Annotated in this window: 13 protein-coding genes; 6 read left to right on the plus strand and 7 right to left on the minus strand. The window is 60.1% G+C overall.

The genetic code is table 11. The features are described 5' to 3' along the window. Positions 1-281: 281 nt before the first annotated feature. A complete protein-coding gene (locus tag C8D92_RS14780) occupies positions 282-500 on the minus strand; it encodes a SlyX family protein (protein ID WP_095611935.1) in 219 nt (72 codons plus the stop codon). A gap of 210 nt (positions 501-710) precedes the next feature. Here C8D92_RS14780 and C8D92_RS15965 point away from each other — a divergent pair, with 210 nt between their 5' ends. Together C8D92_RS15965 and C8D92_RS14790 are read left to right on the plus strand one after the other, a co-directional pair. Next, positions 711-1280 (plus strand): cold shock domain-containing protein, encoded by a 570-nt coding sequence (locus C8D92_RS15965; protein WP_116919844.1) that lies wholly within the window; start codon positions 711-713, stop codon positions 1278-1280. A gap of 255 nt (positions 1281-1535) precedes the next feature. Next, on the plus strand, positions 1536-1910 hold the full coding sequence (locus C8D92_RS14790; protein WP_116919865.1) for a hypothetical protein: 375 nt from the start codon (positions 1536-1538) through the stop codon (positions 1908-1910). A 299-nt stretch (positions 1911-2209) separates the two neighbouring features. On the opposite strand, the gene dapE is transcribed toward C8D92_RS14790, so the two are convergent. From dapE to map, 6 genes are all read right to left on the minus strand, one after another. Further along, positions 2210-3337 (minus strand): succinyl-diaminopimelate desuccinylase, encoded by a 1128-nt coding sequence (dapE, locus tag C8D92_RS14795; protein WP_116919845.1) that lies wholly within the window; start codon positions 3335-3337, stop codon positions 2210-2212. Between the two features lie 292 nt (positions 3338-3629). Next, on the minus strand, positions 3630-4658 hold the full coding sequence (gene dapD / locus C8D92_RS14800; RefSeq protein WP_116919846.1) for a 2,3,4,5-tetrahydropyridine-2,6-dicarboxylate N-succinyltransferase: 1029 nt from the start codon (positions 4656-4658) through the stop codon (positions 3630-3632). Positions 4659-4901: 243 nt separating this feature from the next. After that, positions 4902-5243, minus strand: a complete 342-nt coding sequence (locus C8D92_RS14805) for an ArsC family reductase (protein ID WP_116919847.1) — start codon at positions 5241-5243, stop codon at positions 4902-4904. Positions 5244-5448: 205 nt separating this feature from the next. Then, positions 5449-6648, minus strand: coding sequence for a succinyldiaminopimelate transaminase (dapC, locus tag C8D92_RS14810; RefSeq protein ID WP_116919848.1), 1200 nt, complete (start codon positions 6646-6648; stop codon positions 5449-5451). A gap of 27 nt (positions 6649-6675) precedes the next feature. Next, a complete protein-coding gene (locus tag C8D92_RS14815; protein WP_095612090.1) occupies positions 6676-9342 on the minus strand; it encodes a [protein-PII] uridylyltransferase in 2667 nt (888 codons plus the stop codon). 25 nt (positions 9343-9367) lie between these two features. Beyond that, the gene (gene map, locus C8D92_RS14820; RefSeq protein WP_095612089.1) at positions 9368-10138 is read right to left on the minus strand and encodes a type I methionyl aminopeptidase; all 771 of its coding nucleotides are present in this window, start codon (positions 10136-10138) and stop codon (positions 9368-9370) included. Positions 10139-10418: 280 nt separating this feature from the next. Here map and rpsB point away from each other — a divergent pair, with 280 nt between their 5' ends. The 4 genes from rpsB to frr all read left to right on the plus strand — a co-directional run bounded on the left by rpsB (position 10419) and on the right by frr (position 13707). After that, on the plus strand, positions 10419-11189 hold the full coding sequence (rpsB, locus tag C8D92_RS14825; protein WP_095612088.1) for a 30S ribosomal protein S2: 771 nt from the start codon (positions 10419-10421) through the stop codon (positions 11187-11189). Between the two features lie 88 nt (positions 11190-11277). Continuing rightward, positions 11278-12147 (plus strand): translation elongation factor Ts, encoded by an 870-nt coding sequence (gene tsf / locus C8D92_RS14830; RefSeq protein ID WP_116919849.1) that lies wholly within the window; start codon positions 11278-11280, stop codon positions 12145-12147. A 203-nt stretch (positions 12148-12350) separates the two neighbouring features. Further along, the gene (gene pyrH / locus C8D92_RS14835; RefSeq protein ID WP_095612086.1) at positions 12351-13079 is read left to right on the plus strand and encodes a UMP kinase; all 729 of its coding nucleotides are present in this window, start codon (positions 12351-12353) and stop codon (positions 13077-13079) included. A 70-nt stretch (positions 13080-13149) separates the two neighbouring features. Continuing rightward, on the plus strand, positions 13150-13707 hold the full coding sequence (frr, locus tag C8D92_RS14840; RefSeq protein WP_095612085.1) for a ribosome recycling factor: 558 nt from the start codon (positions 13150-13152) through the stop codon (positions 13705-13707). Positions 13708-13717: the final 10 nt, after the last annotated feature.

Below are 13717 nucleotides of genomic sequence, written 5' to 3' on the forward strand. Positions count from 1 at the left end.
CATGGTCTCCTCCTTAACTCGTAGATAGATGCCTCAACACCTATCTTGGCGCATAGCGACGCCGTTATGGAGTGGGGAGGAGACCATCCCATCTCGGACGGACACGGAAAGCGCGCTTCGCGCGCAAAAGCAGCGTTGTAGGCTAGGCTGACGCAGGAAGCCCAACCTCCACGTCCTCTTTAACGGCGCCCGAAGGGCGCTTTCCGTGTCCGTCCGTGTTTTTCCGTGGCTAAAACCATCTTTACTTCCGCGTCCTTCCGCGGTTTCCGCGGCGAATACGTTCAATAATGGGGCGGCGGCTCCTCTTCGCTCTCTTTCCGGATCCAAGACGGCGCCACGTCGTTCAGGTCTTTCTTCAGCTGCCGCTTGGCCTCCCACAGTTCCCGGATGTCCTGCTCCTGGGCTGCGATCTGATCGCTGAGGGTGTTGATCAGGTCGTCCTGAAAGGCGATACGGGTCTCCAGTTCATCGAGGCGTGCCTCCAGGTTTTTCTCGCTCATGTGATGGGCTCCTGATCGCTGAGGGTGGGGTCCGTGAGGGCCGTTCTGGTATGATAGGCCGCTTGCAGACCGGGGCCTTTCTTTTATTCCCGGTTTACCGATGTTTGGGATCAATGGCGGCATTTTACGCCGGACAGAGGCGTTATTCGATGACCAGACCGCGTGATGCCCGATTTGTGAGTGATTGATCAACGGAGATAGTAACAACCCATGCGTAACCCTCAGAAGACTGCTTTGGTGGCACTGCTGATCGCCATTCCGTCACCGTTTGTACTGGGATTCCTGCTCGTGAACCTGACCCCCGAGCTGTTCCAGATCCTGTCCCAGAGCCAGACCAGTAAGCTGGCGAATGAGCCGACGTTCGTGCTTGGTAGCGGGCAGGGCATTGCGGCGTACCTCATTACCACGCTGCTGTTCGGTATTGCCGGATTCCTGACGGTCTTTTTCATCCAGAAGAAGCCTGCTGCCTCACAAGCCGGCAAGAAAAAACCAGCCGCTTCAAAGCCCGCTCCGGAGCCGTCCGATAGCAACGAGAAAGGCCCGAATAACCAGAACGAAGACACCTCTCCCGAGGGTGATGAAGAAGGCACGGTGAAGTGGTTCAACGTCAAGAAAGGGTTTGGCTTCATCGTTCGTGAAAGCGGCGACGAAGTCTTCGTCCACTTCCGCGCCATCCGAGGCCGCGGCCGCCGCATCCTCCGCCAGGGCCAGGACGTCCGGTTCGACGTCGTCGAGGCGCCAAAAGGCCTTCAGGCGAATAATGTGAGTATTATTGAGTAACGCGTTCTAGCCACGGAATCCACGGACGAACACGGAAACGCCCTTCGGGCGCAACAAAATTGGTCTATAAGCGTAGGTTGGGCTGACGAAGGAAGCCCAACACCGACATGGTGCCGATCTATGGATGGTTGGGCTTCCTTCGTCAGCCCAACCTACGCGTCGTTTCCTGCGCCCGAAGGGCGCTTTCCGTGTTTTTCCGTGGCTGAACTCTCTTTTTTCCGCGTCCTTCCGCGGATTCAGCGGCGAACCAACCCCATGACCGACCTCGAAATCTACATCCGCGATCTTGACCCAGCCGCCCTGGAAACCTGGCTGGCGGGCCATCTTGATGCGCTGTCCGTGACCTCAGTAGGTACGAAAGGTGTCCTCAAGGGGCAGGGCGGAATCCAGGGTGAGCGGGTAACGATCAGTGTCTACCCCAACGCCGTTGGCAAACGCTACGCCTGCCTGATACTGGAAGGCGGAAAGCTCCCCTGGGAAACGGACCTCGACTGCGCCCGCTCCGCCTGGGAACACCTCCAGACTGAGATCCGATGCAGCCCCGGCGACTGGAAAGAAGGCGACCCGGTCCAGGACGAGAAGTGGTGGCGCCTGGACGAGCGCGGGGAGCAGCTGGCGATCTGGAACTAATACTGCGGCATTTTGCGCAACTGATTTTTAGCCACGGAAAAACACAGAAAGCACGGAAACGCCCTTCGGGCGGGGCTGAAATGATTGAAAACGTAGGTTGGGCTGACGAAGGAAGCCCAAGAGAGACAAGCCTTACGCCTTGGGTTCGTGTGTCATTGTTGGGCTTCCTGCGTCAGCCCAACCTACGCTACTTGTAACCTTTAACTTGCCACTTTTTCTTTTGCGCCCAAAGGGCGCTTCCGTGCTTTCTGTGTTTTTCCGTGGCTAAATCGTCTTTTTTCCGCGGATTCTGCGGCGAATCACTCCACCAGAAGCCGCTCCAGAATCCCCTCATAAATCACCGAGAGCTGGTCCAGGTCGTCCGCCTTCACGCATTCGTCGATCTTGTGGATTGTGGCGTTCACGGGGCCAAGTTCGAGGACCTGGGCGCCGGTGGGCGCGATGAAGCGGCCGTCGGAGGTGCCGCCGGCGGTGGAGAGGGTTGTTTCCTGTCCTGTCGTGGCCTCGATGGCGCCGGAGGCGGCCTCGACCAGAGCGCCCCGGTCGGTGAGAAATGGCCGGCCGGAAAGGTGCCACTGCAGGTCGTACTTCAGGCCGTGACGATCCAGGATGTCGATGACCCGCGTTTCCAGGCTTTCGGCCGTGTTCTCTGTGCAGTACCGGAAATTGAAGTGCACCAGCATCTCGCCCGGAATCACGTTGCTGCCCATCCCTGACTCCAGTCGGGTGACCTGGAAGGTGGTCGGCGGGAAGAATTCGTTGCCCTCATCCCAGTGTTCGCGAGCCAGGGCGTCCAGCGCAGGCGCCGCTCTATGGACCGGGTTTTCCGCCATGTGTGGGTAGGCGACATGGCCCTGAATGCCGTGGACGGTCAGGTAGCCGTGCAATGAGCCCCGGCGGCCGTTTTTGATCGTATCGCCGACCTGATGGGTGCTGGACGGCTCGCCGATCAGGCACCAGTCGATTTTCTCGCTACGCGCTTCCAGTGTTTCGACCACCTTGACCGTCCCGTTCCTGGCGGGGCCTTCCTCGTCACTGGTGATCAGCAGGGCAATGGAGCCTTTGTGATTGGGGTGGTTGGCGACAAACCGTTCCGCTGCGGTCACGAACGCCGCCAGGCTGCCCTTCATGTCCGCCGCTCCGCGCCCGAACAGATACCCATCGTGAACACCCGCCTCGAAGGGGGGATGCGACCAATGGTTCTCGGGTCCGGTCGGTACCACGTCCGTATGCCCGGCAAAGGCCAGCACCGGCCCGTCCTGGCCTTTTCGGGCCCACAGGTTGTCCACCTCCTCAAAGCGCAGCCGCTCATCCGCAAAACCAAGCGGCGCAAGACGGGCCATCAACAGATCCTGGCAACCGGCATCATCGGGAGTGACGGACGCTTTCTGGATCAGTTGCTGAGTGAGGGAGAGAGTGTCGGACATGGGGAATCTCGGGTTGGTGTTTTGTTTTCGCCGCGGAAACCGCGGAAATGACTGTATTAGCCACTGAAAGACACGGAAAGCACGGAAGGGCAGTGCCGTAGGTTGGGCTGATGCAGGAAGCCCAACAAAGCATCGAACCCAAGAGTGGGCTGCAGGTTGTTGGGCTTCCTGCGTCAGCCCAAACTACCGTGTTTCTCGCGCCCGAAGGGCGCTTCCCGTGTCGTCCGTGTTTTTCCGTGGCCGAATCGTCTTTTCTTCCGCGTCCTTCCGCGGTTTCCGCGGCGAATGGAGATCAGTTATTCGCGTGCAACTGATCGTTCAGTTCAACGGCCGATTTGTTGGTCTTGCACTCCACCGCGCCGTTTTCGCTGTTGCGCCGGAAGAGCAGGTCGGACTTGTTGGCCAGGTCGCGGGCTTTCAGCACTTTGACGACGTTGTTTTCGTCGTCCAGGACGGCGACTTTGGTGCCTGCGGTCAGGTAAAGGCCGGCTTCGACGGTGCAACGGTCACCCAGCGGAACGCCGATACCCGCGTTGGCGCCGATCAGGCAGTTGTCGCCCACGGAAATGATGATGTTGCCGCCGCCGGACAGCGTGCCCATGGTAGAGCAGCCGCCACCCAGGTCGGAGCCGGAGCCGATGACCACGCCAGCGGAGATCCGGCCTTCGATCATCCCCGGGCCTTCGGTGCCGGCGTTGAAGTTGATGAAACCTTCATGCATGACGGTGGTCCCTTCACCCACGTAGGCACCGAGGCGAACCCGTGCCGTGTCCGCAATCCGCACGCCTTTCGGGACCACGTAATCGGTCATCTGGGGGAACTTGTCGACGGATTTGACTTCCAGAAGGCGACCGGCGATGCGCGCGTCCATCTGACGCTCCGGAAGCTCGTCCAGATCGATAGCGCCTTCGTTGGTCCAGGCCAGGTTCGGCAGCAGCCCGAAAATGCCGTCCAGCTTCAGCCCGTGGGGGCGAACCAGACGGTGAGAGATCAGCTGGAGCTTGAGGTAGACTTCCGGCGTGCTGGAGGCGGTGTCGTCGTTTTCCAGAACCGTGACAACCGCCGGACGCTGGCTGCCAACAGCTTTTTCGGCCAGCTTCGCCTGATCCTCAAACCCGGCCCGGCGCAGCCCTTCGGCAAACTGCTTCAGCTGCTCGTCAGAGGCGTCCAGAGCCTTGTTGCCACCCTGATAGCCGAGCGTGTTCCCCGCCAGCTCCGCCAGAGTGGCGTCCGGCAGATACAGCGGCGACTGATAGAACGCCTCCAGCCACTCGCCTTTCTGATTCTGAGTGCCGATGCCGATACCGAATGCAAAGGTCATTGTCCTCGGGCTCCTTGTTGAACATCGAATGTTTGAAAGTTTTAAGGTGCCGTAGGTTGGGCTGACGAAGGAAGTCCAACGCCCCTCTGTAATCGGGAGGGTTTGACTGTTGGGCTTCCTTCGTCAGCCCAACCTACGTAGCGATTTCATGCGCCCGAAGGGCGCTTTCCGTGTCCGTCCGTGGATTCTGTGGCCGAATCCTCTTATTTCCGCGCTCTTCCGCGGTTTCCGCGGCGAATGAAACTACAAAAACCGCGCCGCCCATTCCTCGGCGTTGAATCCAACGCTCACACCGTCACTGGCCTCAACCACAGGCCGTTTGATCAGGGACGGGTTGTCGAGCATGGTCTCGTGGGCAGATCTGGCGTTCATGCTATCACGAACCGACTCCGGCAGGCGCCGCCAGGTCGTGCCCCGCCGGTTCACCAGCGGCTCCCAGCCCAGTTGATCCTGCCAGCCTGAAAGCATGTCCGCCGTCAGGCCGTCCTTTTTGAAATCGTGGAACTGATAGTCGACGCCATTCTCATCCAGCCACTTGCGGGCTTTTTTCACCGTGTCGCAGTTTTTGATGCCGTAGAGTTTCATGGAGGTGCTCCGTTTATTCACTGCGAAAAGAATGTGTTTGCCACGGAAAAACACAGAAAGCACGGACGAAAGGCAACAGAAGGAGCCGTTATCAGTAGCTAGCCGCTTTCCCTTCTTGTCACTTTCAGCTTGTTACTTTTGTTTGCGCCCAAAGGGCGCTTTCCGTGTCCGTCCGTGTTTTCCGTGGCTGATCATGTCTTTTGGTTCAAGGCCGGCGCTTTAGCCATCCCCGAATCCGCTCTGCCGCCTCGACACACTCATCCAGCGGCGCGACGAGCGCCATGCGGACGTGGTTTTCGCCCGGGTTGTGCCCGGCGACCGCACGGGACAGATAGCGCCCTGGGAGTACGTGGACGTTCTCCTCGGCGGCCAGTTCTCTGGCAAACGTGTCGTCGGGCATCGGTGTCCGGGGCCAGAGGTAGAAGCCGGCGTCGGGGTGATCGACGTCCAATACCTCCTGGAGAATCGGCACGACGGCGTTGAACTTCTCGCGGTAGGCCGCGCGGTTTTCACGGACATGCGCCTCGTCCTGCCATGCGGCGATGCTCGCAAGCTGGTGCTGAATCGGCATTGCGCAGCCGTGGTAGGTGCGGTAGCGCAGGAAGCGCTTGAGTACGTCGGCGTCGCCGGCCACGAAGCCGGAGCGCAGTCCCGGCAGATTCGAGCGTTTGGACAGGCTGTGAAAGACGATGCAGCGCCGGTAATCGTCTCGGCCCAGCGCCGCGCATGTCTGGAGCAGGCCCTCGGGCGGCTCTTTTTCATCCGGATAGAGTTCGGAATAGCACTCGTCCGAGGCGATCAGGAAATCGTGCCGGTCAGCCAGCTCGATGACTTTCTGCAGCGTATCGCGTGGGATGACGGCACCACTGGGGTTGCCCGGCGAGCAGAGGAACAGAATCTGGGTATGCCGCCAGACTTCGTCCGGAACCGCCTCAAAGTCGGGGATGAAGCCGTTGCTGGCATCACAGGCGAGGTAGTAGGGCGTCGCCCCCGCGAGAAACGCCGCGCCTTCGTAGATCTGGTAGAACGGGTTGGGGCTGACCACGGTGGCGCCCGGGACCGGGTCGATCACGGACTGGACCAGCGAAAAAATGGCTTCCCGTGTCCCGTTGACTGGCAGGACATGCTGTTCCGCCGTCAGTGATCCCTCGTTCAGTCCAAACCGACGGGTGGCCCAGCCGGCGATGGTCTGACGCAGTTCGTCAGTGCCTTTGGTGGTCGGATAGTTGGCGAGCTTGTCGAGGTTGTCCCGGATGACGTTCTGGACGAATTCCGGCGACGGGTGCTTGGGCTCACCAATCGACAGGGCAATGGGTGACCGGTCTGCAGGCGGCGTAACGTCCGCTTTCAGCTGGGCCAGTTTCTCGAACGGATAGGGATGCAGTCGGTCAAGATCGGGGTTCATGGCCGTCTCTCTGGTTGTCGGCGGAAATCAGTCCTGGCTCTCGTCCAGCTGTTGGCACAGGTCGTCCTGAAGGCGCTGGCAGAATGTCGGGTCACTCAGTGGCTGACCGTTCTCGTCCGTCACGAAGAAGACGTCCTCGACCCGCTCGCCCAGCGTGGCGATCTTGGCGTTCGTCAGGCGCACGCCGTGTGACAGCAGTACCCGGCCCACGCGCGCCAGCAGCCCCGGGCGGTCGGGGGTGATCACTTCCATCGCGGTACGCTGGTTGATGGTGTCGTTGGAGATCGTCACCTGCGTGGGAAACGAGAAGTGCTTGAGCTGGCGCGGCGTGCGGCGGTGGATGATGTCCGGATAGTCCTCGGGGTCGTCCAGCTCTTCCACCAGCCGCTCGCGGACCCGCTCCTTGCGGGCCGGATCGTTGCCCAGTGGCTGCCCCTGTTCATCGAGAACGACATAGGCACTGATGGAGTAGGGGCCCGTGCCACTGGTGATCCGAGCATCGACGATGTTCAGGTTGAGCTGTTCCAGCACCGCTGTGGTGGCAGCGAACAGGGCCGCCCGGTCCTTCATGTAGATAACGATTTGTGAGTAGCCGTCGGTGGGCCCGCCCCGTGTGTCGCGAATCATTACCAGCGGGTCGGGGTCGTCACCGTGACGGATGATGGCAGAGGTCTGCCAGGCGATGTCGACGGTGGAGTCCTGCAGGAAGTAGTCCTCGTCCATCACGTCCCAGACGCTGTTGATCTGCTCATCCGTGATGTCCTGCGCCTGGAGGATTTCACGTGCCTCCGACTGGGTGGCCTGAATCCACTCCTGGCGGTTGACCGGCTTTTCGGTTCCGCGCCGCAGTGCGCGCTTGGCTTCGATGTAGAGCTGGCGGAGCAGGGTGGCGCGCCAAGTGTTCCAGAGCTTCGGGTTGGTGGCGCTGATGTCGCACACCGTCATCGCGTAGAGGTAGTCCAGATGCACCTGGCTGGGCACGGCCCGGGCGAATTCGTGGATGATGTTCGGGTCGGAGATGTCCTTGCGCTGGGCCGTCATGGACATCAACAGATGATTGCGGACCAGCCAGGCCACCAGCTGCGTGTCGCGATCGCTCAGATGATGTCGCTGGCAGAAGTCGATCACCTCGTCCGCACCCAGCTCGGAATGGTCGCCGCCCCGGCCCTTGGCGATATCGTGGTAGAGCCCGGCGATGTAGAGCAGTTCCTGCTTTGGCAGGTGATGAACCAGCCGTGAGGCGAGCGGGAAGTCCTCCCGACCGTCTTCGGAGCGCAGGCGCACCATGTTGCGGATCACCCGGAGGGTATGGGTGTCCACGGTGTAGATGTGGAACAGATCGTACTGCATCTGACCAATGATTTCCCCGAACTCCGGCAGGTAGCGTCCCAGTACGTTGTACTTCTTCATGAACGAGAGCGTCTGCTCGAGCTGGTGAGGCGTGCGCAACAGCTCCATAAACAGCGTGGTCACCGCCAGGTCGGACCGGAAGGCATCGTCGATCAGGTGGCGATGCGCCCGGATCGAGCGGATCGTCGAGGCGCGGATGCCCCGAATGCCGGGGTTTTGCGCCATCAGTACGAAGATTTCCAGCAGCGCGTAGGGCGCGTAGGCAAACACCTGGTTGTTGATGGCCTCGATGGTGTCGTTACGGATCTGGAAGCGGTTGTTGAGCGGCTGGATGACCGCTGCCTCGGGCGGCCCGAGGATGGCTTCGTCGTAGTACTGCAGGATCACGTCCGTGAGCTCGGCCAGCGCCAGCACGGTGCGGTAGTAGTCCTGCATCATCATTTCGACGCCCAATCGGCGCCCTTCGTCCTGATAGCCCAGCATTTCGGCCAGCGCCCGCTGATGGTCAAACAGCAGGCGGTTCTCATTACGCCCGGCAATCAGCTGCAGGCCGTACCGCAGGCGCCACAGGAACGTCTCGCCGTTGAGGAGGATCTGGTATTCCTCCTCAGTCAGGATGCTGAAACGCGTCAGGTCGGCGGTGGATTCCAGCCCGAAATGGCGCTTGGTGATCCAGCCGATGGTCTGGATGTCCCGAAGGCCGCCGGGTGCGCCCTTGATGTTGGGCTCGAGGTTGTACTCCGTGTCGCCGTACTTCTCGTGGCGCTGGCGCTGCTCCTCGCGCTTGGCGATGAAGTAGGTGCGATCTTCGCTGACCCGGTCCGAGTAGACGTTGTCGACCAGCTCCGCGCGCAGCTGCTCATTGCCGGCAATGGTCCGGGTTTCGAGCAGGTTCGTGAGGATGGTGACGTCGTCCCGGGCGGCGGTCTGGCACTCTTCGAGTGACCGCACGCTGTGCCCGATATCGAGTCGGAGGTCCCAGAGTAGGGTGATGAAGGCCATCATCGATTCCTGCCAGTCCTCCGGTAACGTCTCGCGCGTCAGAATCAGCAGGTCGATGTCGGAGTGCGGGTGGAGCTCGCCGCGACCGTAGCCGCCAACGGCCAGCAGCGTCATGTCCTCCGACTCCGAGAAGGGGTAGCGCTGCCAGATCAGCGACAGGATGCGATCCACCGACAACGCCCGCGCCAGCACCAGTTCACGCACATCGGCGCCCTTGCGGAAGGCCTCGGCATGGGCCTCGAACGTTGTCGATAGCGCTTCCCGGGCCGGCTTCAGAGGCGACGTGGCCGTCAGGATCTGATGTTCGAGGCCGGACAGGTCCGGGGTGTTGGCCGCTGCCATGGCGTTGTCTCGTCCCAACCGAATGCTAGAAGGATTCTTCCGGTCGTTTCGTGAATGCCTCAAATCCGTCGGCGGTGACCAGCAGGGTGTGTTCCCACTGGGCGGAAAGCTTGTGATCCTTGGTGACGGCCGTCCAGCCATCCGGCAGCACTTTGCAGTGGCGCTTGCCCTGGTTGATCATCGGCTCGATGGTGAAGGTCATGCCTTCCTCCAGAGCCATGCCGGTACCGGGCTGGCCGTAGTGCATGACCTGGGGCTCTTCATGGAAGCCTTTGCCAATGCCGTGGCCGCAGAACTCGCGAACGACCGAGAAACGGTTCTTCTCGGCGTGCTTCTGTATGGCATGGCCGATGTCCCCGAGCGTTGCGCCGGGCCGGACCATTTCCATGCCCTTGTAGAGACATTCCTGGGTGACTGTGATCAGGCGCTCTGCAGCGATCTTGCGTTTACCAACGAAGAACATCTTGCTGGTGTCACCGTGATAACCATCCTTGATGATCGTGATATCGATATTGAGCGTGTCACCGTCCTTCAGGACTTTCTTGTCACTCGGAATGCCGTGGCAGATCACGTGATTGACCGACGTGCAGATCGATTTCGGGAATCCCTTGTAATTCAGTGGCGCCGGAATCGCATCCAGTTCGTTGACGATGTAGTCATGGCAGATCCGGTCCAGCTCTTCTGTGGTGACGCCCGGGCGGATGTGCTCACCAATCATTTCCAGAACCTGAGCCGCGCCGCGTCCGGCGACCCGCATTTTCTCGATTTCTTCCTGCGTTTTGATCGATACCTGCATGGGATTCCTGTCACGTTGAAACCAAGCGCCTATTTTAGGCGTGGGGCGAACGCCATACAACCGACGGGCGTGCTCAATGATGGGGCATGCCGGCTACTGCGGTGATAGCGTCACGCGCCCAATTATGGTATAAACGCGGCGCCGGAATGGGGTCGACCCCTGTCGGCAAATACGCACACGCGTCGGCACGTTGCTCCAGGGTGCCTGTTTCCGTTTGGTGATGGGTTGGAGTGATCGGGCGCGTGGAGGACTAACCCGAAGTCATTGAAGGTGAAAAACCATGTCTCAGGTAAACATGCGTGACCTGCTGAAAGCAGGCGCACACTTTGGCCACCAGACCCGCCACTGGAACCCGAAGATGTCCAAGTACATTTTCGGTGCCCGCAACAAGATTCATATCATCAACCTGGAACAGACTGTTCCGGCGATTGATGAAGCGCTGGGCTATGTCCGTGAGCTGGCTTCCAACAAGAACAAGATTCTGTTTGTTGGGACCAAGCGCTCCGCCTCCAAGATCATCAAAGAGGAAGCCCTGCGCTCTAACCAGCCGTATGTGAATCACCGCTGGCTGGGCGGCATGCTGACCAACTACAAGACGATCCGTCAGTCCATCCGTCGATATCGCGACCTGGAGACCCAGAGTCAGGACGGCACGTTCGACAAGCTGACCAAGAAGGAAGCGCTGGAGCGTACCCGCGAGATGGAAAAGCTCGAGCGTGGCATTGGCGGCATCAAGGACATGGGCGGCCTGCCGGACGCCATGTTCGTTGTGGATGTGGATCATGAGCGGATTGCCATCAAGGAAGCGAATAAGCTGGGCATTCCCGTGATTGGCGTTGTCGATACCAACAGCGACCCCGATGGCATCGATTACGTGATTCCGGGTAACGATGACGCGATCCGTGCCATTCGCATTTACGTTCAGGCCGTTGCCGACACCTGCATCGACGCCACGCAGGGTGCGAGCACGCCGGATGAGTTTGTGGAAGTGAGCGAGACCGAAACAGAAGCGGCTGAGGGCGACAGCGCCCAGGACGCACCGGCGGAGTAATCCGCCGCTCGCCCCACCCATAAATGATCGATGATGCTGGCGCAGGCGCCCTGGGGCGCCTGCGCTGATAAACAAGTGAGGATAGGAAATGGCTGCGATTACCGCATCAATGGTTAAAGAGCTCCGTGAGCGCACTGGCCTTGGCATGATGGAGTGCAAGAAGGCACTGGTTGAGGCTGATGGCAGTGTCGAAGGCGCCATTGAAGAGCTTCGCAAGAAGTCCGGCCTGAAAGCCGCCAAGAAAGCCGGTCGTACTGCGGCGGAAGGCGTTGCCCTTGTTCGCGTTTCTGACGACAACAAGAAGGGCACGATCCTGGAAGTGAACGCCGAGACCGACTTCGTTGCCCGTGACGACAACTTCCTGACCTTCGCCAACCAGGTTCTGGATGTGGCGGTCGAGAAGGGCGAAACCGACGTTGCGGCGCTGATGACCGACGATCTTGAGAAGCAGCGTGAAGAGCTGGTTCAGAAGATTGGCGAGAACATCAGTGTCCGGCGCCTGGTGGAAATCGAAGGCGATGTGGTGGAAGGCTACGTCCACAGCAACAACAAGATCGCGTCCGTTGTTGCTCTGAAGGGTGGCAACGCCGATACGGCCCGTGACATTGCCATGCACGTGGCGGCAGTGAATCCGCGTGTCGCGAAGCCGGAAGACATGCCGCAGGAAGAAGTGGACAAGGAAAAAGAAGTCATCAAGGCTCAGCCGGACATGGAAGGCAAGCCGGAGGAAATCGTCGAGAAGATGATGACCGGCCGCATCAAGAAATTCCTCAAGGAGAACAGCCTTGTGGAGCAGCCTTTCGTGAAGAACCCGGATCAGAGCGTTGCGGACCTGCTCAAGGAGCAGGGCGCGGACCTGATCGGCTTCATTCGCCTGGAAGTGGGTGAAGGCATTGAGGTGGAAGAAAAGGACTTTGCAACCGAAGTGGCAGAAGCCGCCGGTACTGACAAGGCCTGATTCCGCCCCGGGGAACGCGTCAGCGTTCCCCTCTTCAGCCGCCCCGCATCGGCATCAGACCCGGTGACGGGGCGGGTTTGTGTAAGGCGCCTCTGGTCAGGCTCCGACGCGGTTTCGCTGTCTGACCTGAGGCTCCTGAATTCGTGGCCCGCGCGGTGCGGGCTTCGACCTATCTGTTTCGATGCCGTCAAAGGGGGCCTGCCATGCCAAAGTCGTCACAATCCCAGCCACGCTATAAACGCGTTCTTCTGAAACTGAGCGGAGAAGCCCTTCAGGGCGAGCAGGAATTCGGCATCGATCCGAAAGTACTGGACCGGATGGCGCTGGAGATTGGAGCGCTTGTTGGCATTGGCGTTCAGGTCGGGCTGGTGATCGGCGGTGGTAACCTGTTCCGGGGGTCGGCATTGAACGAAGCCGGCATGGACCGGGTCACTGGCGACCACATGGGCATGCTGGCGACGATGATGAACGGCTTGGCCATGCGTGACGCCCTGGAGCGCTCCAATATCCGCACCCGTGTCCTGTCCGCCATTCCCATGAGTGGCATCGTTGAGCACTATGACCGGCGTCGGGCGGTTCGGGATCTGCGTGAAGGCGACGTCGTGATATTCTGTGCGGGTACGGGGAATCCGTTCTTTACCACCGATTCGGCGGCCTGCCTTCGGGGCATTGAGATTGAGGCGGACATTGTCCTCAAGGCCACCAAGGTGGATGGGGTGTTCACGGCGGACCCCGTGAAGGACCCGAACGCGGAAAAGTATGAGCGTCTGACGTACGACCAAGTGCTCGAAGAACGCCTCGGTGTGATGGACCTGACGGCCATTTGCCTGTGCCGGGATCAGGGCATGCCGGTGCGGGTGTTCAACATGAACAATCCGGGGGCGCTCACCCGACTGGTCGTGGGCGAGTCCGAAGGCACTCTGATTGAGTGAGAACAGATGAGGGAACGGCTGGCGTGTGCCGTCCGTTCCGACATGGACTACCAGAGTTGAGGAAACGAAGGTGATCGACGATATCAAATCCGATGCCGAACAACGGATGAAGAAGTGCATTGAATCGCTTGAGCACTCCTTTCGCAAAATCCGGACGGGCCGGGCCCACCCTGCGATTCTGGATGGTATCACCGTTCCCTATTACGGGATGGATACACCACTCAAGCAGGTCGCATCCATCAATGTTGAGGACGCGCGTACGCTGGTGGTATCGCCCTTTGAGAAAAGTCTGGCGCCGGCCGTTGAGAAAGCCATCATGGCTTCTGATCTGGGGTTGAACCCGGCGAGTAACGGCGATGTCATCCGGGTGCCCATGCCGATGCTGACCGAGGCGAACCGCAAAGAGTTGGTCAAGCAAGCCAAGGCGGATGCCGAAGCGACACGGGTCCAGATCCGCAACGCCCGCCGTGACGCGAACAATGACATCAAGGAGCTGCTGCGCGAGAAAGAGTTGTCCGAGGATGAGGCTAAAGGTGGCGAAAACGCGATCCAGAAACTGACGGATCAGTTCGTGGCTGAGGTGGATGAGCACCTGAAGGCCAAGGAAAACGACCTGATGTCCATTTAATCCGGCGGAC

It is taken from the genome of Tamilnaduibacter salinus (assembly GCF_003096655.1).
Taxonomy (GTDB): Bacteria; Pseudomonadota; Gammaproteobacteria; order Pseudomonadales; family Oleiphilaceae; genus Tamilnaduibacter; species Tamilnaduibacter salinus.

Excerpts from the sequence above, each read along its gene's own strand:
- C8D92_RS14780 (WP_095611935.1), bottom strand. The coding sequence starts at position 500 with ATGAGCGAGAAAAACCTGGAGGCACGCCTCGATGAACTGGAGACCCGT.
- C8D92_RS15965 (WP_116919844.1), top strand. The coding sequence starts at position 711 with ATGCGTAACCCTCAGAAGACTGCTTTGGTGGCACTGCTGATCGCCATT.
- C8D92_RS14790 (WP_116919865.1), top strand. The coding sequence starts at position 1,536 with ATGACCGACCTCGAAATCTACATCCGCGATCTTGACCCAGCCGCCCTG.
- dapE (WP_116919845.1), bottom strand. The coding sequence starts at position 3,337 with ATGTCCGACACTCTCTCCCTCACTCAGCAACTGATCCAGAAAGCGTCC.
- dapD (WP_116919846.1), bottom strand. The coding sequence starts at position 4,658 with ATGACCTTTGCATTCGGTATCGGCATCGGCACTCAGAATCAGAAAGGC.
- C8D92_RS14805 (WP_116919847.1), bottom strand. The coding sequence starts at position 5,243 with ATGAAACTCTACGGCATCAAAAACTGCGACACGGTGAAAAAAGCCCGC.
- dapC (WP_116919848.1), bottom strand. The coding sequence starts at position 6,648 with ATGAACCCCGATCTTGACCGACTGCATCCCTATCCGTTCGAGAAACTG.
- C8D92_RS14815 (WP_095612090.1), bottom strand. The coding sequence starts at position 9,342 with ATGGCAGCGGCCAACACCCCGGACCTGTCCGGCCTCGAACATCAGATC.
- map (WP_095612089.1), bottom strand. The coding sequence starts at position 10,138 with ATGCAGGTATCGATCAAAACGCAGGAAGAAATCGAGAAAATGCGGGTC.
- rpsB (WP_095612088.1), top strand. The coding sequence starts at position 10,419 with ATGTCTCAGGTAAACATGCGTGACCTGCTGAAAGCAGGCGCACACTTT.
- tsf (WP_116919849.1), top strand. The coding sequence starts at position 11,278 with ATGGCTGCGATTACCGCATCAATGGTTAAAGAGCTCCGTGAGCGCACT.
- pyrH (WP_095612086.1), top strand. The coding sequence starts at position 12,351 with ATGCCAAAGTCGTCACAATCCCAGCCACGCTATAAACGCGTTCTTCTG.